At 60.1% G+C, this 18139-nt stretch carries 21 protein-coding genes and 1 pseudogene; 3 read left to right on the top strand and 19 right to left on the bottom strand.

The window, feature by feature from the left end; all coding sequences use genetic code 11:
• Positions 1 to 2: 2 nt before the first annotated feature.
• Positions 3 to 779 (bottom strand): hypothetical protein, encoded by a 777-nt coding sequence (locus J4G14_08755; GenBank protein ID MCE2457890.1) that lies wholly within the window; start codon positions 777 to 779, stop codon positions 3 to 5.
• A gap of 385 nt (positions 780 to 1164) precedes the next feature.
• Here J4G14_08755 and J4G14_08760 point away from each other — a divergent pair, with 385 nt between their 5' ends.
• Complete coding sequence (locus J4G14_08760; GenBank protein ID MCE2457891.1) at positions 1165 to 1365, top strand: hypothetical protein; 201 nt, start codon at positions 1165 to 1167, stop codon at positions 1363 to 1365.
• Between the two features lie 46 nt (positions 1366 to 1411).
• On the opposite strand, the gene J4G14_08765 is transcribed toward J4G14_08760, so the two are convergent.
• Together J4G14_08765 and J4G14_08770 are read right to left on the bottom strand one after the other, a co-directional pair.
• The gene (locus J4G14_08765; GenBank protein MCE2457892.1) at positions 1412 to 1837 is read right to left on the bottom strand and encodes an SRPBCC family protein; all 426 of its coding nucleotides are present in this window, start codon (positions 1835 to 1837) and stop codon (positions 1412 to 1414) included.
• Between the two features lie 60 nt (positions 1838 to 1897).
• Positions 1898 to 2122 carry a hypothetical protein gene (locus J4G14_08770; GenBank protein MCE2457893.1) on the bottom strand — a complete coding sequence of 75 codons (225 nt, stop codon included), beginning with the start codon at positions 2120 to 2122 and terminating at the stop codon, positions 1898 to 1900.
• Positions 2123 to 2452: 330 nt separating this feature from the next.
• Here J4G14_08770 and J4G14_08775 point away from each other — a divergent pair, with 330 nt between their 5' ends.
• Together J4G14_08775 and J4G14_08780 are read left to right on the top strand one after the other, a co-directional pair.
• Positions 2453 to 3868: a thiamine pyrophosphate-binding protein gene (locus J4G14_08775; GenBank protein ID MCE2457894.1), complete on the top strand. Its 1416-nt coding sequence runs from the start codon at positions 2453 to 2455 to the stop codon at positions 3866 to 3868.
• Positions 3813 to 4082 carry a hypothetical protein gene (locus J4G14_08780; protein ID MCE2457895.1) on the top strand — a complete coding sequence of 90 codons (270 nt, stop codon included), beginning with the start codon at positions 3813 to 3815 and terminating at the stop codon, positions 4080 to 4082. Before J4G14_08775 ends, J4G14_08780 begins: the two co-directional genes overlap by 56 nt.
• Positions 4083 to 4156: 74 nt before the next feature.
• Here J4G14_08780 and J4G14_08785 read toward each other — a convergent pair whose 3' ends face one another.
• From J4G14_08785 to gyrA, 16 genes and pseudogenes are all read right to left on the bottom strand, one after another.
• Positions 4157 to 4432, bottom strand: coding sequence for a hypothetical protein (locus J4G14_08785; GenBank protein MCE2457896.1), 276 nt, complete (start codon positions 4430 to 4432; stop codon positions 4157 to 4159).
• A gap of 118 nt (positions 4433 to 4550) precedes the next feature.
• On the bottom strand, positions 4551 to 4868 hold the full coding sequence (locus J4G14_08790; GenBank protein ID MCE2457897.1) for a hypothetical protein: 318 nt from the start codon (positions 4866 to 4868) through the stop codon (positions 4551 to 4553).
• Positions 4869 to 4920: 52 nt separating this feature from the next.
• Positions 4921 to 5058 carry a hypothetical protein gene (locus J4G14_08795; GenBank protein MCE2457898.1) on the bottom strand — a complete coding sequence of 46 codons (138 nt, stop codon included), beginning with the start codon at positions 5056 to 5058 and terminating at the stop codon, positions 4921 to 4923.
• Positions 5046 to 6341, bottom strand: a complete 1296-nt coding sequence (locus J4G14_08800; GenBank protein MCE2457899.1) for a M20/M25/M40 family metallo-hydrolase — start codon at positions 6339 to 6341, stop codon at positions 5046 to 5048. The genes J4G14_08795 and J4G14_08800 overlap by 13 nt, the downstream gene beginning before the upstream one ends.
• Before the next feature lie 210 nt (positions 6342 to 6551).
• Positions 6552 to 7979 (bottom strand): M28 family peptidase, encoded by a 1428-nt coding sequence (locus J4G14_08805; protein MCE2457900.1) that lies wholly within the window; start codon positions 7977 to 7979, stop codon positions 6552 to 6554.
• A 136-nt stretch (positions 7980 to 8115) separates the two neighbouring features.
• Positions 8116 to 8298 carry a hypothetical protein gene (locus tag J4G14_08810; GenBank protein MCE2457901.1) on the bottom strand — a complete coding sequence of 61 codons (183 nt, stop codon included), beginning with the start codon at positions 8296 to 8298 and terminating at the stop codon, positions 8116 to 8118.
• A 126-nt stretch (positions 8299 to 8424) separates the two neighbouring features.
• Positions 8425 to 9543 (bottom strand): Fic family protein, encoded by a 1119-nt coding sequence (locus J4G14_08815; GenBank protein MCE2457902.1) that lies wholly within the window; start codon positions 9541 to 9543, stop codon positions 8425 to 8427.
• Positions 9544 to 9553: 10 nt separating this feature from the next.
• Positions 9554 to 9742, bottom strand: coding sequence for a hypothetical protein (locus tag J4G14_08820; GenBank protein ID MCE2457903.1), 189 nt, complete (start codon positions 9740 to 9742; stop codon positions 9554 to 9556).
• Positions 9743 to 9761: 19 nt separating this feature from the next.
• Positions 9762 to 10175: a hypothetical protein gene (locus J4G14_08825; protein MCE2457904.1), complete on the bottom strand. Its 414-nt coding sequence runs from the start codon at positions 10173 to 10175 to the stop codon at positions 9762 to 9764.
• The gene (locus J4G14_08830; GenBank protein MCE2457905.1) at positions 10144 to 10833 is read right to left on the bottom strand and encodes a DUF433 domain-containing protein; all 690 of its coding nucleotides are present in this window, start codon (positions 10831 to 10833) and stop codon (positions 10144 to 10146) included. Before J4G14_08830 ends, J4G14_08825 begins: the two co-directional genes overlap by 32 nt.
• A gap of 11 nt (positions 10834 to 10844) precedes the next feature.
• The gene (locus J4G14_08835; protein MCE2457906.1) at positions 10845 to 11003 is read right to left on the bottom strand and encodes a hypothetical protein; all 159 of its coding nucleotides are present in this window, start codon (positions 11001 to 11003) and stop codon (positions 10845 to 10847) included.
• A gap of 28 nt (positions 11004 to 11031) precedes the next feature.
• A complete protein-coding gene (locus tag J4G14_08840) occupies positions 11032 to 12213 on the bottom strand; it encodes a restriction endonuclease subunit S (GenBank protein MCE2457907.1) in 1182 nt (393 codons plus the stop codon).
• A gap of 92 nt (positions 12214 to 12305) precedes the next feature.
• Positions 12306 to 12850 (bottom strand): annotated as a pseudogene (locus J4G14_08845) (type I restriction-modification system subunit M N-terminal domain-containing protein).
• 212 nt (positions 12851 to 13062) lie between these two features.
• A complete protein-coding gene (locus J4G14_08850; protein ID MCE2457908.1) occupies positions 13063 to 13386 on the bottom strand; it encodes an MMPL family transporter in 324 nt (107 codons plus the stop codon).
• Positions 13383 to 15263, bottom strand: a complete 1881-nt coding sequence (locus tag J4G14_08855; protein ID MCE2457909.1) for an MMPL family transporter — start codon at positions 15261 to 15263, stop codon at positions 13383 to 13385. The genes J4G14_08850 and J4G14_08855 overlap by 4 nt, the downstream gene beginning before the upstream one ends.
• A gap of 33 nt (positions 15264 to 15296) precedes the next feature.
• A complete protein-coding gene (gene gyrA, locus J4G14_08860; GenBank protein ID MCE2457910.1) occupies positions 15297 to 17822 on the bottom strand; it encodes a DNA gyrase subunit A in 2526 nt (841 codons plus the stop codon).
• Positions 17823 to 18139 lie beyond the last annotated feature (317 nt).

The following is an 18139-nucleotide window of genomic DNA, read 5'->3' on the forward strand; positions in this document are numbered from 1 at the left end:
GGTCAGTAGTGGTGGGCGTTGGGGTCCCAGTGGATTTCGGGGTGACTGCCGTGGACCTCGCAGTCGGGGTCCTGGCAGGAGGTGAATGACTTGAAGTACTCCTCGTCGATGGTGGCGGCGTATGGGTCGAAGTCCGGGTGTTCGCACTCGTCCATGAACTCGTACCTGGGGGACTCGACTATGTCCAGCCAGTCTTGAGCATCCCTTACGATTTCGATGCGAGGATCGATCTCATGGTCCGACTGCTGCTCGGGTTCGTCCAGGGCCACTGTGCTCGCTGCTGGGGCTGATGTGACGGCCTGTGTCGGAGCGGACGGGACTCTCTGGTGTGTCTTGTGGGGCTGACGCCTTGTTGAGTTCGAGCCCGGTGGCTTTGGCAAGCTCCTGCCTGGACTCTTGCCGTACGCTCGGCTGAGAAGTTCTCTGGCTGCCGATACCCGGTGTCCGACGTGGCTGCCTTCGAACCTTCCCTCCATCACGTCGATGAGGAACATGCAGATGACCCGTCCATCGTCGGTCCTGGCATTGATGAGCGTTCTGAGTCCGGGGTCGATCTCAAGCCAGATCTTCTCGCCGGACTTCTCGGCTGGTGTATCGGGAGTGTTGTCGGCGATGAAGTCGTCGGCGTCTTCGTGTCCGTAGATGGTGAGGAGTCTCGCGGCTGTCAGCCTGTGGCTGATCTTGGTGCCGTCGAGGCGTCCTTCCAAGACGTCGATGAGGACGCGGGCGATGTTGTGGCCGTCGTTGGTGTTGTCTCTGATGTATTGGGGTAGGGACATGGGTTTGAGGGCATGATAGTACATATGTTCTTAGTGGGTCAAGAGGGCACGAAATTGACACCGACCGTCGGCGTTACTAGAGTAAGATTCCGAGACTGCACTAAGTGGACCTTAGATACTACATCGACCCCGAGACGGGACTTCCCCACATTCATTCACATGGAGTTGAAGAGGGGGAGGTTGAATACGTCCTGGCGGCACCGGGTGAAGACAGGCCTGGCCGTGAAGGCTCACGAGTCGCGATCGGACGGACCGGTGGAGGGAGATATATCCGTGTCATCTATGTACCAGATCCGGTGCCTGATCAAGCATTTGTAGTCACAGCATACGAGTTGAGGGGCAGGCCACTCGCGGCTTATAGACGACGTGTGAGACGGAGATCAAGATGAAGAACACCACCAACTTTCCGCCCGGCTGGGACGAGGAACGTGTCCGTCTTCTGCTCCAGCACTATGAATCGATGAGCGAGGAAGAAGAGGTCGCTGAAGACGAGTCTGCTCTCGAGGACTCGACACAGACGGTCATGCAGATTCCCAAAGAACTAGTGCCCTCGGTTCGGGCGCTGCTGTCGGAGCACACTGGCTAGTCCTGCAGCCTCGAGAGGACTACAGTCAAGGCATCCGGGCGCCGCCCTATGCGCCCTCGAGCATTGCCTTTAGCAGCCTTAGCTGCTTGCCGTCGGTGAGGCGGATGGCGATGCGGAGGAGGGGCGAGGCTGTTTGAAGCCAGAGTCCTGTGACCTGGCAGTCGGCCTCCAGTGCGACTCGGGTAGAGCTTCCGTCGATGTCGTGGACTTCGTACCTGTAGTCGGCGGTCACTCCGCCCTGAACAGAGCGCAAAACGATCGATTTTCCAGATTCGCAGTGGACGATGGCGCTTGAGCGGTCCGCGCCGCGTGAACGGAATGTCAGCGTGGTGCCCTTGGCGGTCTCGCCGTCGGCCGACATTCCCTCGACCCCGGGCATCCATCTGTGGGCATTACCCCAGTCGGTGAGCCCGTCCCACACCTCTGCGACGGGGCGCGCGATCTCCTCTTCGATCGAAATCGTTCGTGCCATATACCTGATCTTCCGGTTAGCGGATGGGGGTTGTGACTACACCTGCAGTCAGTGGAGCGGTCAAACGGCGAGGGCGGCCTGCTCGTACCAGTTGTAGTTGCCGGAACCCTCTGGCGCGGCGTTGCGCTGGCCGGTCGGAATCATGAATCCGGTGGGAGACACCTGTGAGGAGTAGGCTGCGTTGTTCGCAACCGCGTTGGCTGAGACGGCGTAGGCGCTGGTGAACAGCAGCATGGCGACGATTATCGCCAGTGCGATGGGAAAGACTATCGGTATGTCACGCATGGCCTCAACACTCCTCGCCTCACTTACTGCTTTCAGATAATACCAAAGCCGCGATGTGCGTGTGCGAGGATCTGGATTCCCGCGAAAGCCGGAATCCAGGGGCTGGGGGCATCCTTCGACAAGCTCAGAGCCTGCACCGGGCTTGATCCGGTGACGAACGAATTGCTGGTTTACCTACCCCTGTCAGCCTTCGTGCTCTTAGTGCCCTTAGTGGATACAGTTGAACCCCCTCCGTGACCCCCTATTCACGTTTGTGATACCCTTGGCTTGGCCTGTCATCACCCCTGTGAACAGGCACAAATTCGTCGAAACTCAAACTAGGAGAGACGTATGGCCAAGGTTATCGGAAGCTATCTCATTTCGCGGACGCTCAAGGAAGAGGGCGTGGACACGCTCTTCTACCTGATGGGCGGACCCAACTTCGACATCGTTATGGCTGCCGAGGACTTCGGCATACGCTGCATCGACTTCAGGCACGAGCAGGCCGCAGCGTTCGCCGCTCACGCCTACGCTCGCGTCACCGGCAAGCCCGGCGTCTGCACCGCAGCATCCGGCCCTGGCACGCTCAACCTGCTCACCGGCGTCTACACAGCCGCCATCGACTGCGCCCCCATGGTCATTCTCGGCGGCGCAGGCCCCGTCCACGAGATCGGACGCGAGGCCTTCCAGGAGGTCGACCAGGTCGGCATCATGGAGCCGATGATGAAGTGGGTGCACCAGACCACGCAGGCCGCGCGCTACCCTGAGGTCGTCAGCATGGCCTTCCGCAAGGCCACGACCGGCCGCCCGGGCCCCGTCTACATCGACTGCGGCGCAGACGTGCTCTACGAAGAGGTTGATGAGGAAGACGCGATAACTCCGTGGCGTGCCGAGAGGCGCACCAGGCCGGCCGCTGAGGCCAGCGTCGTCAGGGAGACCGTCGACATGCTCGCCGCCGCTGAGCGCCCGATGATCTTCGCCGGCGGCGGAGCGTTCTTCTCCGGTGCCGCAAACGAGCTTACCGAGTTGGTCAACCTGACCTCGACTCCGTTCTACACGGCCCCGATGTCCCGAGGACTCGTCGCCGAGGACAACCCCGTATCCTTCCAGGCCGCCCGAAGCACCGCCATGCGCGAGACCGACCTCGTACTCGTCGTCGGCACCAGGTTGAACTGGATGGTCCAGTATGGACACCGCTTCAACCCCAACGCCAAGGTCGTGCAGATCGACATCGACCCCGCTGAGCTTGGACACAATCGCAACATCGACCTCGGAATCGTCGGCGATGCCAAGACGGTCGTATCGCAGATGCTCGAAGAGGCCCGCAACCGTGAGGCCGACTGGGCTGGCCGCATCGAGTCCGACTGGATCCTGCGCCTGAGCGAAATCGAAGACCAGCGTGCCGCGCAGGGCGCCGCACTGCAGAACTCCGACCAGATGCCGATGCACCCGGTTCGCCTCTGCAAGGAGATCCGTGAGTTCCTAGACCGCGACGCCATCGTCTCGGTGGACGGCAACGAGATCCTGCACATCGGACGCCAGAACATCCCGACTTTCGTGCCTGGCCACAGGCTGAACTCCGGCGTCACCGGCACGATGGGCGTCGGCCTGCCCTACGGTATCGGCGCGAAGCTCGCCAAGCCCGACAAGCAGGTGCTCGTGCTGCACGGCGACGGCTCGATGGGCATGAACGCGATGGAGCTGGACACCTGTGTCCGCCACAACCGTCATCTCCAACAACGCCGGCTGGACTGCCCGGACGCCTGACAAGCGCAAGCCCGGCCGTGAGCTTGGCTTCACCAACTTCGACGGCATGGCCCGCGAGCTCGGAGCCTACGGCGAGAGGGTCGAGGACCCCAACGAGATCAAGCCCGCTCTCCAGCGCGCGTTCGACAGCGGCAAGCCCGCCGTCATCAACGCGATAGTAGAGCCCACCGCCGGCGGCGTATCCCGAGCCTGGGGCGGCTCCCGCATGGAGTAGAGTTTAGAACAACCGTAATCGGAATATGTAGGGGCAGGTCTCAGACCTGCCCCTTGTGCTTTCGCCGATCCTGTCTAGTCCACTATCGTTAGGTCTGATTGAACGACGTCGATTGTCAGGCTGTCAGCAGGTCGGTCATGGAGGACTCGCCAGTGCTGCAGGATGTCCTGACCCAATAGAGAGGGGATTGACTCGTTGTGGTCACCGGGTTCAGCAATCCCCACGGTCTGGAGGTAGATGTGAGTGCGCGTTTCGTCTCGAAACGCGATGTAGGCTGGCTCGCTGTAGTAGGTTGCCAGACCACCTACTCCACCTGACTGGCCAGCGGATGTCAGTCTGTCGTATGGCATGCCTGCGCAATCTCTGGGATGCAGGACCGTCTGAGCGTCAGGCGTCTGAAGTCCAGACGAGGCAGGACTAGAATGGCTGTCACATAAGGATGGCCATTCCTGTCGAACCATCCATCTATCAAAGGAGCAGTGACCTTGGGTTGGAGTCCAGGTAGTCGTGAACGACGTCCTCGTAGGGGATCTGCTTCTCGTCAAGTTGCTGGAACAGGCCGTCCATTGTAGTTGCTGTGGCCACAATGACTCCATCCTTCCCCATCGCCACCCACTGGTCGGGATACAGGCGTAGTAGGTCCCCGTACTCGGCATCCAGACAAATAGCGAGTTCTCGGAACTCACTTAGCTCTGCTGCTATGGCGGCCGGGTCCCCCAGGTGTTCCAGCACCTGCTTCTTCAATGCATCATCGATTGGTGGACTGGAGATTGTAGGATCTGCCATGACTCTCTACCCCCTCTTGCAGGGGAATTATACTCGAAAGCTTGGACCGCCCCTAGTTCTCCTCGCCTAGCCACTCGACCATCAGGATGCCGATCTCGGCGGCGCGGCCCAGCAGCTCGGGGTTGATGTGCTGGATCTCGTCTGCGGGCGAGTTGATGCGCGATATGTCGTCGGAGATCAGGAACAGCACCGGGATTCCGGCCAGCCTGAACGGCCCGTGATCGGGTCCTCCGAGAACGTGCCCAGGTTCATACCGAGGTTGCTCCCGATCCTTGTCGCCTCGCCGGTTAGCTGGATGTCGCCAGCCGCCTGGAGAGTCCTGCCCGATCCGAACGCGTCGAAGTTCAGCATGGCGATCGTGTTGTCGACCTCATCCTTGCTCATGTTCTCGACGTAGTGGCGGCTGCCGAACAGCCCGATCTCCTCCGCGCCGAACAGGATGACCCTCACGTTGAACGGGTAGTCGCGATCGGATATGTGCTCTGCGATCGTCAGCACCGTCGAGATGCCCGAGCCGTTGTCGCTCGCGCCCTGGGAGTTTGGCACCGTGTCGTAGTGCGCCCCGACAATGACCGTCCGGTCGCTGCCCGTGGACGTGCGCATGTCTGCGATGACGTTGCGCGAAGGCGATGTCTCGTCGCCGACCGACACGGTCGCCCCGAGGTCGTCCTGCTCGACGAGGTCGCGGAGTTCGCGTCCGTCAGCCTGGCTGATGGCGACTGCCGGGATGCTCGGCTGGTTGGCGAACCTGCCGAAGAAGAGGCCCTCCTGGTTGTTGAAGATGATCGCCCCGACCGCTCCGGCATCGGCTACGCGCTTCACCTTCTCCTCGAAGGTGATGTCGCCCCGCTCGATCAGCGCGATTCGTCCATCGAGTCCCTCGGATGGAATGTCGTCCTCGAACGCGCGGTCAACGTATGTCAGCAGTCCGGTGGCGATCCCCTGGACAGACGCCGCGATCGGGACCGACCGAGGCGACTCCGGCGCATCGCCCGTAGGCAGAACCAGTTCCACCATCGCGTTCGGGAGCGTGACGCCGAACTCCTGTATCGAGGTCTCGTAGCCGAGGTCGCTGAGCCTGCCGCGCAGGTGCTGGGCGGCTTCAAGCTCCTCGTCGGTCGCGCTCTCCCGCGGGCTGTACTCGTCGGTCAACTCCTGCAGCGTCTCGAATACCTCGTCGGCAAGTGCGCTTGGCGCTACGGGCGCCGGAGTCGCTGTCGGCCGTGGCAGCGGTGTCTGTGTGGGCATCATCGGCATCGGAGTCGGCGACGGTCTTGGCGTCGCCGTCGGCCCCGCCTCGACTGTTGCAGTAGGGCGTGCAGCCGTTGCAGTCGGAGGCGCTACGATCTCAGTTGGCGCAGCAGCTACCGGTGGAGGGGCCTCCTCAGAGCTGCACGCGACGAGTACGGCTACCGTTGCGGCTGCGAACAGCAGCAGAAGCTGGGACGTAAGAGACTTAGGAAGAGGTTTCATGGTGTGAGGTTACAACCTCCGGGTTTCCAGTTACAACGAGTTCGGCTGGTCGCAGGTTGGGGCGCGCTTGGGAAGATCGCCGGCCCCCTCTCCTTCAGGGCTGACAGGGGTAGGTAGTCCTAAACCGTCATTCCCGAGGAAGCGGGAATCCAGGGGTTGGGGATGTCCTTCGACAAGCTCAGGACGAACGAATTGCCAGTTTACCTACCCCTACCGTGGTTCGTTCGCCAGCTGGTCGAGCATGGCGATTCCGATCTCGGCGGCGTAGCCGAGGAGGTCGGGGTTGATGTGGTCGATGGTGTCTTCAGGGGAGTTGATGCGGGAGGTGTCGTTGGACGACAGGAACAACACGGGTATGCCGACCTCTGCGAACGGCGCGTGATCGCTCGACGCCCCTCTGGTGCCCTCCAGGGCGATGCGCGCGCCGAGATCCTTGCCGACCTCTATGGCTTTGGACACGAGGTCGAAGTCGCCAATCGCATTGAGCGTATTCCCTGACCCCAGTGCGTCGAAGTTCAGCATGATGATGGCGCTGTCTATCTCCACCTGGCTCATATTGTCGACGTAGTGATCGCTGCCGAATAGTCCGTATTCCTCTGCTCCGAACAGGACGATTCTGATGTCGAAGGGGTAGTCCCGTTCCGCAATGTGCCGGGCCACGGTCATCAGCGCAGAAACGCCCGAGCCGTTGTCGCTCGCGCCCTGTGTGTCCTCAACCGTGTCGTAGTGTGCGCCAAGGATGACCTGCCGCCGCGGTTCGTCGTCCGCTCTCTTGCGCATGGTCGCCACCACGTTCTGGGACACTGCCGCGTATTTCATATTGGCGTTAAGGGTTGCCGATACTCTTTCGCCCTGTTCGATCAGTCGCAGCACCGCGCGGACATCTGCGGGGCTTAGCCAGAACACCGGGATGGTAGAGGGGTAGGTAAAAGGGATCAGGATGTCGTCAAGTTCTGCGCTGGTGACTATCGCACCCGGCGCACCTGCCTCTGCGACACGGTCGACCTGTTCACGGAAAGTAGTAGCGCCAAGTTCTATGAGTGGAACCATGCCCGCCAGTCCGTCGTCAGGGATGTCCTCCTCGCGCGCGTCACCCACATCCGTCACCAGGCCCGTCGCAGAGTCGTTCTCCTCCAAAATTACCGGCACCGGATGCACATGGGACTCCTCGGAGTTTAAAATCGGCTCGTCCTCACCTGAGGTCAGGTTTAGTTCGGGGATGAAGATCCGAGGAGTGTTGAACTCCTGGAGCAAGGCCTCATAGCCAAGTGATTCGAGGTTCTTCTGAAGGTACAGAGCCGCCTCCACCTCCTCGTCGGTTATGCTCTCACGAGGGCTGTACTGCGTGGTCAGCGTACTCAGTACGGCATAGACCTCGTCTGCCAGGACGCTTGGCTCCGGTGTGGGCAGCACCAGCATCGCACCGGGCGTCGGGGTGGGACGTGGCGCCGGAGGCCACTGCTGTGCAACCGTCGCCTGGGCTGTCGGTGAAGGGACGCTCTCTGCCACCGGAGTAGGGGTATCCGCCAGAGTGGGACTGCTCGCCGGTGCGGGTTCGCTGCACGCGGTGAGGACGACCGCAGCAGAAGCGGCGGTCAGCAGGAGCAGAGTGGGGAGAGCCTTGAATAGTAGCTTCATTGTGTGAGGGTATAGCCTTCCTGTCAGTAGTCGCAAAGATCGAGACCGGCTTGGGTCACACATGAGTCGGAGGGTGTACACGACATGTAGGGGCAGGTTTGCTTCGCCAGCCGCTTTGCGGGTGCTAAACCTGCCCCTACCTCATCTCCTCCGCCAGCGAGTCCAGCATGGCGATGGTGTCCCGCAGCCGATGCTCAAGGAACACCTGGTCGTAGCTGTCGCGCTCGGCGTTGGGAGTATCAGGGGCGATGCCTGGGCCGTGGGCTACGGACCAGCCGAGGGCAGCCTGTTCGACATCAGCTTCCGAGAGGGTGGTCATGAAGATGCTCTTCGCTCGTCGTGATGCTCATTGTGCATCATGGTTTCACCACAAGCGCCGTTGTACATCATGCAGCGCCATTCTATGATATACAAAAAGCGTTGTCCTCAATTGGTGATCCACAACCTACTCGCTACCTTCTGCCACTCGCAGGAGCCTGATGAACGCTAGGAGCGCTGGTCGCCTTCCCCGGGCTTCACGCACTACGTCCAACATGCCGCTGTCACGAAGGACCCTTAGTAACCTGGATGCCGTCGGTGCGGGAATCCCGGAGTTCCCCACGAAGTCGGATGAGAGAAAGATAGGCTTCCCAAAGATCCAGTCGAGCGCACGAACACCGTATTGAGAACGGGTCTCGTCAACCACCCATTCCTTCAGCTCATCGTAGAGAGCCAAGATGCTCCTGGCCCTGGAGAGGTTGACGTTGGCCTGTTCCGCGATTGCCGTAAGGAAGAACTCAGACCAGCCGGTCCAATCATCGTTGCGGGACACCGCCTGCAGCCGCTCATAGTATTCGTCTCGATGCTGATCGAGAAACCCACTGATGTAGAAGTGTGGGGCCTCCAGGAGACCCTTCGAGACCATATAGAGAGGAACGATTAACCGGCCTATCCGTCCGTTCCCATCCAGAAAGGGGTGGATCGACTCGAACTCGGCGTGAACGATTGCCAGTTGCACCAGCGGGTCAGGTTCATCCGAGTGAATGAACCTCTCCCATGTATCCATGGCGCCCGCCAGATGCTCTACAGGGCATGGCACAAAGTCGGCACTCTCTATGGTCGAACCAGGAGGGCCTATCCAGACGCTGTTGGGTATGCGGCGGTACTCGCCCGGCGCCTTGTCCTGCCCCCTGACGCCTCTCATCAGGATGCGATGAGCATCGCGAATGAGCCTCAACGACAGAGGTATCTGTTCCATCTGGCTGATGGCGGTATCCAGGGCAACCCTGTAGTTGACAACTTCATGTGCATCGTTTCTCTTGACCGGATCGTCAACGGAGTGGTTCTCATCCGCCTGAAAGGTTAAGACCTGGGTCAGGGTAGTCTGGGTACCCTCGATACGGTTCGAATAGACAGCCTCCTGGGTCGCAAGCGGTGAAATGAGGACATTGGTATTCGGCATGCTCTCCAGCATCGCTCCATATGCGGCCACCGAGGAGTGCGCACGTCCGATAGCAGGCACGAGCCGAGCCCAATCTAGATTCTCGGGAGGAAACTTGCCGAGATGGTATTGAACTGCTGTCATGGCGGTGTCCTCACCTCCCAACCACCAGCGCGGCGAGGGTGTCCCGCAGCCGATGCTCAAGGAACACCTGGTCGTAGTTATCGCGCTCGGCGCCGGGTGCGCCGGGCGCGATGTCGGGGCCGTGCTTAACACTCCAGCCGAGATCGGCCAGCCATGCAAGGGCGGCTTCTTCGACTTCTGACTCGTGGAAGGAGGTCATTATAGGAGACTACTAAGCATCATATATTGACGGGACGCAACGAGGGTTTTGGCGGCGGATGCCCTGTAGTGGCGGATTGACGGGTGTTCAGCCAATCTCTGAATAAGATCAGCACGAAGGCTAAGATGCGTAGCTGCTCCTTGCCAGTCATGCGACCCCTCCGCCTGTATATCCACAGGGTTCTGATGCCACTCGTTTGCAGCAAGGCTCTATGCTGTCTTCTTGCCCTGTCATCGGCGTGAATCCAGACTGCCTGGTTGCGCCCGCACCACTCGATTATCTCAGGATCTTGAGATCCCTTTGTCCCAAAGGCGGTCGCTACATCTACGAAATTGTAACCAACCAGTTGCAGGGAACGTGCAACTGCGGGGACTAGTGATTCATCCAGCAGAAAAACCGGGTCAGTTGGCTCTAAGACGAGATTCCCAGTCACAGGCTGCCCGCACCTCTTCCAGTGAGAGACCGAACGCACTCGCTACCCAATCCGCCGAGTCGCCGGCCTCGACCATACCTGAGATGGTCCGGGTAGGAATTCGCGTTCCCTTAATGCAGGGCGCGCCAAACTGAATCCAGGGTGCCAGAACTATGCTGTCCAGAGGTTCCCAGGAGGTGGCTACCTTAGACTTCTCATCAAACGTCAGGCCATGAACCGGTATTACGTACTGCCACAGCAGATCGAGCGCCATTTGACCGTGCCTGCTCGCCGAAATCAGTCTCTTGGTCCACTCAGCAAAAATCTGGCCTTGACCGACCCAGATGTCTTCGGTTGCGAACGGCCTCTGAACACCTAGGTGACTTCGCAGCCACAGGTTTGCCTCGTATATCTCCGACCATTTGACGCCTGCCGACCTCAGTGCGGAAATCACTCGCATCGAAATGAGATCTTCAAAGGCGATCAGCAAATCGCGTCCCGGAAGCTCGGTTAGCTCGGGCGATGCCAATCCTCGACGGATCCATCTGATAAGTTTGGGCGAGTTCAGAGGATACGAAATGTCCGAATGGAGTGTGGCCTTAAGGTACCTGGCCGCCTCGGGCACTTCGTAGATACCGTGCAGGGCAGGCAAATGTTTCTGGTCACTTGTGGCTACCAAGATCCACTCTCTTAATACGACTGCACCTGCGTCGCCAGTTCAGATGGCAGTGTAGCATGGATAACCACGGTCGCGGCTTCATCGAGTGTAACGTTCCGTTCCCGGTGACGGTCGTTTTCTAACCGGCGGTAGTCGTCGCGCTTGGCATCGGATTCGGTGAGGGTGGTCATGGGCAGTAGCCGCTAACAACCAATGTCTTCATACCAACTGTAATGTGCCTGAAATGAGCTTGGGGAGTAGCACATCACGTTGATTGGTTAGATTGCGAGATTCATCTATGTTGGACCTTATGTGAATATCCAGAGGGGAGACCAATGACTCGAACTGCCGCTTGTTTATTGCCCCAAACACCGTTCCAGTGTGCTCATACTGTTGGATCTGCTGCTGAATAGCCCAAGCAGAGTGATAAGTGTAAGAACTCGCACCAGACTTATGCCGTAGGGCGGCCACACCACGCCCTATGCAGCATTTCTCCCAAGTCATGTTGATGTCGCCTACCGGAGCTCTGACACTAACCAGGGTGTCATCGGACTCCGCAATACGCTTAGGCTCTGTACAGAACCTCCGCTTCTCTGGATACCTGAATCTGAAGTCTGTACGACCTTGAAAGAACGGCAGTCCCTCGCCACTTTCGTTATAGGTTCGGCCCGGAGGAGACTGCCCCATCGTAAGTTTGAAGCAATCTCCCAATACCTTCACTTCCCACCCCTCTGGTATTTCTCCAAGTTCCGAGTCCACGAGACTATCTGGAAAAAGGTCCCACACCTCGGTGGGCAGATACGGCTCTCGGCCCTCCACCTTGGCACGCACCGGGTCGAAGTCCACGAACCACGACTTGAACAGCGCCCGCGCCATCGCCTCCAGCGTCTCGTTCATCCGCCGGTTGAGTTCGATCTTGTCGTCGAGTGTGCCGAGGATATTGGCTATGGCGCGCTGTTCAGGGAGAGGAGGGAGGGGGAACCGCAACGCCCCCAAAGTTTGCAGATTTGTGTTGTCTTGTACGCTTCCAGTTCCGACATTTTCGTGCTGAATGCCACTACGCAGGTAGCGGAACGTGTACTCTACGAATCTTACATCGCACTTTGACTCGTCAGGGATGAACCCCACATCGCTGTCAGGGAAACAAGCAGGGTATGTTAGGAGAGCCGTCTCGGCAATATTGGCTGCAATGGTAATTGCCATAGTGTTGGCAGGCCACAGTCTACTTTGCGCGAGTCCAACTTCATTGTACGTTTGACTATGAGAGGTTACCCGACCTCCCGAGGCCTTAATATCTCCTGTCTGAATGAATGGATATGGACCCCCATAGAGTTCGGGAGCATGCCTAGGGCGATGGCGTGACCTACCTCGGCCGACCACTCCTATTTCGCTCAGCGTCACCTCGGGCCACTTGCTCTGTGGAACCGCGCCATGCGTACATACTCCATCTTGTAACCTCACATAGTCCCGCTTACCCTCCACTGCTATGCTCCTCAGTTCGATGTCCGACGCAAGACCAGAGCGTCGACCACATCGGGATCATCGGACATATCACCATTCGGCCTGTCCGGGTCTCCGTGCTTTCCTTCCCATCGGTGTTTGCCCGTGTTCAAGGCGATCTTTACCGGAACAACCTGCTTTGGCGACAGGTCGTCGTACCCGTCTTCATAGCCGTTTACGACTACGCGCAGGTCGGGCGGGTACTGTGCGAGCAGTTGAATCAGCTCTTCGGCGGTCATGGCGTCGTCCACGGCACGGCCTATGGTGGGCTGTGCGCCTGCGCCTGTAGCTTCTCCCAGCGAGCCTCAGGGGGCACCCAGAAGATGTTCTCTGCGATGTACTCGTCGCGGTCCTCGGCGGCCTCTTCACCCCACTCGGCGAGCAGCTCGGCGTAACGTTCCTCGAAGGCGTCGGAGATGTACTTCAGAAAGATCAGTCCCAGGACGACGTGCTTGTACTCGGTAGCGTCCATGCTCCCGCGCAACGCGTCGGCCATCTGCCAGAGCTGCGTCTCGTAGCCAGTTTGAGCGGTGGTCAATACGTGTGTCTCCTTATGTGGCTATAAATGAAGGATATGAACGGGCATGTAGAGTGTCAACGGCGTGGGTGTGCGTTGCAGGGGAATTGTGGTGTGGTCCCCAACCCTCTCCCTAAGGGAGAGGGGGTCTGTAGGTTGGTGTTCGTGCTTGTTTGTACGCTTATACCTACCCTTGTTATGAGGGGGATATGAACCAGGAGTTTTGCACACGCTCAGATTCTCTGCGCCGGGCGCATCCAGTGGGGGGCCCACCAGTTGAGGCGGGACATTACTCGCATCAGGGCGGGCACCAGGAGCGCGCGTACGATGGTGGAGTCGACCAGGACGGCGATGGCGGTGCCCAAGCCGAGTGCCTTGACGATCAGGATGTCGCCGGTGGCGAATCCTGCGGAGACGACGATCAGGATAGCCGCCGCGCTGGTGATGATCCGTCCGGACCGCTCCATGCCGACGGCCACGGCGCGGGTGTTGTTGCCGGTGCGCTCGTACTCCTCCTTGACCCGGCTGAGCAGGAACACCTCGTAGTCCATGCTCACGAGAACACCAGTATCGGCACCGTCGCCTCGGTGGTGCCGTCTGCGGTGAATCCGAGTATCCGCTCGAAGTTGCCCTGCTGGAACACGAACACGATCGCCCCGAAGCTAGCGAGGATGCTGAGGGCGTTGAGCACCACCGCCTTGAGGGGCAGCAGCACCGACCTGAACAGCAGCAGCAGCGCTATGTACGTGACGATCACCACGTACACGATCACGCGGGGGAAGTCTGAGTACATGCTGTCGACGTTGTCGAGTTGGTCTGCGGTTATTCCGGTGACGAGTACCGTCATGTCCCCGCCGAGAGGGTTGGATCGGATGTCGGACACGAGAGATTTGGTCTCGTCTGCGGTCGGCGAATGCACGGGCACGACCCTGATCGTCTGGGTGCGGAGGTCGTCGCTGACAAGCTCGCCGAAAGCCGACAGAGTCTCGTCGCTTACCGCTCGGGACGTCCCGATGAGGTTGGTAGGGGCGGGTGCGAAACTCGCCCCTACGACGTCCGGCAGATCTGTGCCGTAGATGCTATCGACGCGGACCACCCTGGAGTCGTTCTGCATGCGCTGAACGAACTCGAGGGTCGCCGCTATGTTCTGTGGAGAGAGCGTCGACGTGGGCGAGGTCTCGACGAGGATCACCTGTGCCAACTCGCCCGGTCCGAAGCGTTCGTTGACCAGCTCCTGGCCCTGCCTCGACTCGGCCTCCTCGGGGAGAATGGACGCCCACGGACTTCCGAGATTCACATTTAGGAACGGCAGTCCAAGCAGGACGAGGAGCGCGGTGGTCGGGATGATCACGGCAATCGAGTGTCGCATGACCCACTGGGACAGGTTGAACCAGAAGCCGCCACGCACCGTGCGGCGTCGCCAGATGGACAGCCTGTCGACACGGTGGCCCAGCACTGCGAACAGCGCGGGCAGCAGGGTGAGGGCTATCAGCATCGAGAAGAATATGACGGTGATGCCGCCTACGCCGAGGGAGCGCATCATCATGAAGTCGAAGAACAGCAGGCCGGAGAGCGCGATTACGGACGTGCCCGCCGAGAAGACTATCGCCTTGCCGGAGGTCTCAATTGTGGTCGTTACTGCTACTGCGACCCCATCGGCGCCCTGAAGCTCCTCTCTGAACCTGCTGACCATTAGCAGCGAGTAGTCGACCGCCATGCCAAGTCCAAGGAACGACGCGATGTTCAGGACGAATATGGACATGTCCGTGGCCTGAGCGACGAGGAACACCAGCGCGAGTGTTGTCACCACGCTCAGCGCGCCCATGGCGACGGGCAGTCCGGCGGCTACCACGCTGCCGAACACGATCAGCAGCAGGATGGCGAGCAGCGGTATGGTGATGAGCTCGGCCCGCTGGAGGTCGCGTTCGGAGTAGATGCTGAGGTCGGCGAACAGTGCGATCCCACCCGTCACCCAGACGTCGAGGTCGGTGTCGCCGAGGGAGTCCCGAATCGGCTGGGCGAGATCGACCGCCTCATCGAGCGACACGTCGAGCTCCACGAAGGCGTAGGTGGTGCGGCGGTCTTCGGATACGAATGTGTCGCTCTGCACGGAATAGAACGTGATGATGCGCGCGACTTCGGGTCTCTGCCTCAGTGGCGCAAACGCCCGCTCCATCTGCTCGACGTAGGTGGGGTCATCGACGTCGAGCGAGTCGCTCGAGAACACCAGGGTGACGGACGACTCGGTGAATCCGAGCTCTTCGGTCATCAGTCGCAGGGCGGCACGGGACTCAGTGTCGAGGTCGCCGAAGCCGTGCTTGAGCTGAGAGGTCACGCGCGGCGCGAACGCGGCGCTGATGAGGAACACCACCACCCAGCCCCCGATGACCCACCATCGGAACCTTATGACAAAGGCTGCGAGGTGGGTCAGCACTGCGTATGCCTATCGAGGAGGCTGCTCTGTTCTCTACAGCAGCTTTGGGGTGGTGCCGTTTGTGCGTCCGTTGCGGCGTCCGTTGGTGGATGCCTTGTCGTTATCGTCAGAGAGGTTCAGGTCGCTGACACAACTGATCGAGGCGACTGCATCGCCTTCGGCGGGCTTGAAGATCGTCACGCCCTGGGTGGCGCGGCCCATGCTCCGTATCTCGGAGAGGCTCGTCCTGAGTACCTGGGCCTGCTCGGATACGACGTAGATCTCCGTGCTGTCGTCGATGATCTGCGCGTCCGCCACCGGGCCCGTCTTGGACCTGATGTTGAACGTCTTGACTCCCTTGCCGCCCCTGTCTGTGACCCTGTACTTGTCGAGCGAGGTGATCTTGCCGTAGCCCAGCTTGCTTATTACCAGCAGGCGGGCCTCAGGCGTCCCTACGTCCATTGAGACGATCCTGTCGCGGGCTTCAATGCGCATTCCCCGGACGCCCCGCGCGCTCCGCTGCTGAGGTCGGACCTTGGACATTGGGAACCGTATGGACATGCCCCGCTCTGTAACCATGACGATGTCTTCGTCTGTGCCGGCGGGCCGGACGGAGACGAGCTCGTCATCGGGAAGGAGGCCCATGATGATCAGGCCCGATGGGCGGACGTTGTCCACAGAGCTGAGTGCCGTCCGCTTGATGCGTCCCTGTGATGTGGCCAGCACCAGGTAGCGGTCGTCGGTATCGAGGTCCTGTGGAGACATGCCGATTACCGCGCTGATGGTCTCGGCATCGGTCATGGCAATGACGTTCATCAGCGGCACTCCCCGCGAGTTGCGCGACGTGTCTGCGCGCAGCTCGTAGGCAGTCATCGAGTACACCTTGCCCTTGTTGGTGAAGAACAGCAGCTTGTCGTGGGTGTCGACGACGAGCAGGTGCTTGACCGCGTCGTCGTCGCGGGTGGTCATACCGCCCACGCCCTTGCCGCCACGGTGCTGGTTGCGGTAGGTGTTGGCCGGGATCCGCTTGATGTATCCGGCCTGGCTCAGGGTGACGACGATCTGCTCGTGCGGCTCCAGTAACTCGCGAGAGAGGTCGGAAGCCTCGTGGCTGATGTCGGTCCTGCGGTCATCGCCGTGCTTCTTCTTGAGTTCGCGGAGCTCCTTCTTGACCTCGTTGAGCATCTTGCGGTCGGAAGCGAGCAGCTCTTCCATCCCGCGGATGGCTGTCTGAAGCTCGTTGTACTCGTTTTCGATCTGCTGGCGCTCGAGGGCTGCCAGGCGGCGAAGCTGCATGTCCAGGATCGCCTGTGCCTGGTCGTCGTCTAGACCGAACCGGGTGATCAGCTGCTGCTTTGCGTCCTGTGCGCTGTCGGCGTTGCGGATGAGTGCGATCACGGCGTCCAGGTTGCTGATGGCGATTCTGAGTCCCGCGAGGATGTGGGCTCGCTGCCGGGCCTTGGCAAGCTCGAACTCGGTCCTGCGGCGGATAACCTCACGCCTGAACTCAAGGAACTGCTGCAGCGCCTGTCTGAGCGTGAACACCCTCGGCATACCGTCGATGAGGGCAAGCATGTTCGCAGAGAACGAGCTCTGCATGGGCGTGAACTTGTACAGGTTGTTGAGCACGACCATCGGCTGCACGCCGGCTCGAAGCTCGAACACGATGCGCATTCCCTCGCGGTCCGACTCGTCGCGGAGGTCGGAGATGCCCTCGATCTTGCGGCTCTTGACCAGCCCAGCGACCTTCTCAACCAGGGCGGCCTTGTTGACCTGGTATGGGAGCTCGTTGACCACAATCTGCATCCGGCTGGAGCGGCGCATGGGCTCGATCTCGGCCTTTGCGCGCACTATGACCTGGCCGCGGCCGGTGGCGTAGGCCTCACGTATGCCGGAAGTCCCCATGATCGTGCCGCCCGTCGGGAAGTCAGGTCCCTTGACGAACTGCATGAGGTCTTCGACCGAGGAGTTCGGATGGTCTGCCAGGTGGATCAGCGCGTCGCATACCTCTACCAGGTTGTGAGGCGGGATGTTCGTGGCCATACCGACCGCGATTCCCGAAGCACCGTTGACGAGCAGGTTCGGCAGCCTGGCCGGCAGGACTGTCGGCTCCCGGAGAGTGCCGTCGAAGTTCTCAGAGTAGTCGACCGTATCCTGGTCGATGTTGACGAGCATCTCCTCAGCGATGGCCGCCATGCGGGCCTCTGTGTACCGCATCGCCGCTGGCGGGTCGTTGTCGACAGAGCCGAAGTTGCCCTGGCCGTCGACAAGCGGAGCGCGCAGAGTGAACGGCTGCGCCATGCGCACCAGCGCGTCGTAGACCGCCGTTTCACCGTGCGGGTGCCACTTTCCGAGCACCTCGCCGACGAGTCTCGCGCTCTTCTTGTAGCCGGAGTTCGGCCGCATTGCCAGGTCCTGCATCCCGTACAGGATGCGCCGCTGGACCGGCTTGAGTCCGTCGCGTATGTCCGGCAGCGCTCGCTGGACAATGACGCTCATGGCGTAGTCGAGATACGAGCTTCGCATCTCGTCGACGATCTGAGTCGGCTTGATGTATCCGAAATCGGTCTTAGTTACCATGTTCTATACAAGCTCCTGGCAAGCGCGGCAGCTTAGAGCTGCACATTTGAATGTGCGGCACGCCCAACTCTGGAAGCGATTAACTGGCCTGAGCCGCTGCCCAAGGCTCGGGGCGCAATGGGGGCATAGGTTTACAGAGGACGAGAACCAAGTGTGGAAAGTATGGCTTCACAGGGCTCCAGGACCTTGTCTGGAGCAGGAAATCTTATACGTTGATTTCAACTGGAGGCCGTACCACATCTGAACGTAATTATTATACCAAGTTTCAGACGTTTTCTTAACGTCATATGAAACAAAAATCCGGCGATTTCACACTT

This window comes from Dehalococcoidia bacterium (assembly GCA_021295915.1).
GTDB lineage: Bacteria > Chloroflexota > Dehalococcoidia > Lucifugimonadales > UBA1123 > VXRN01.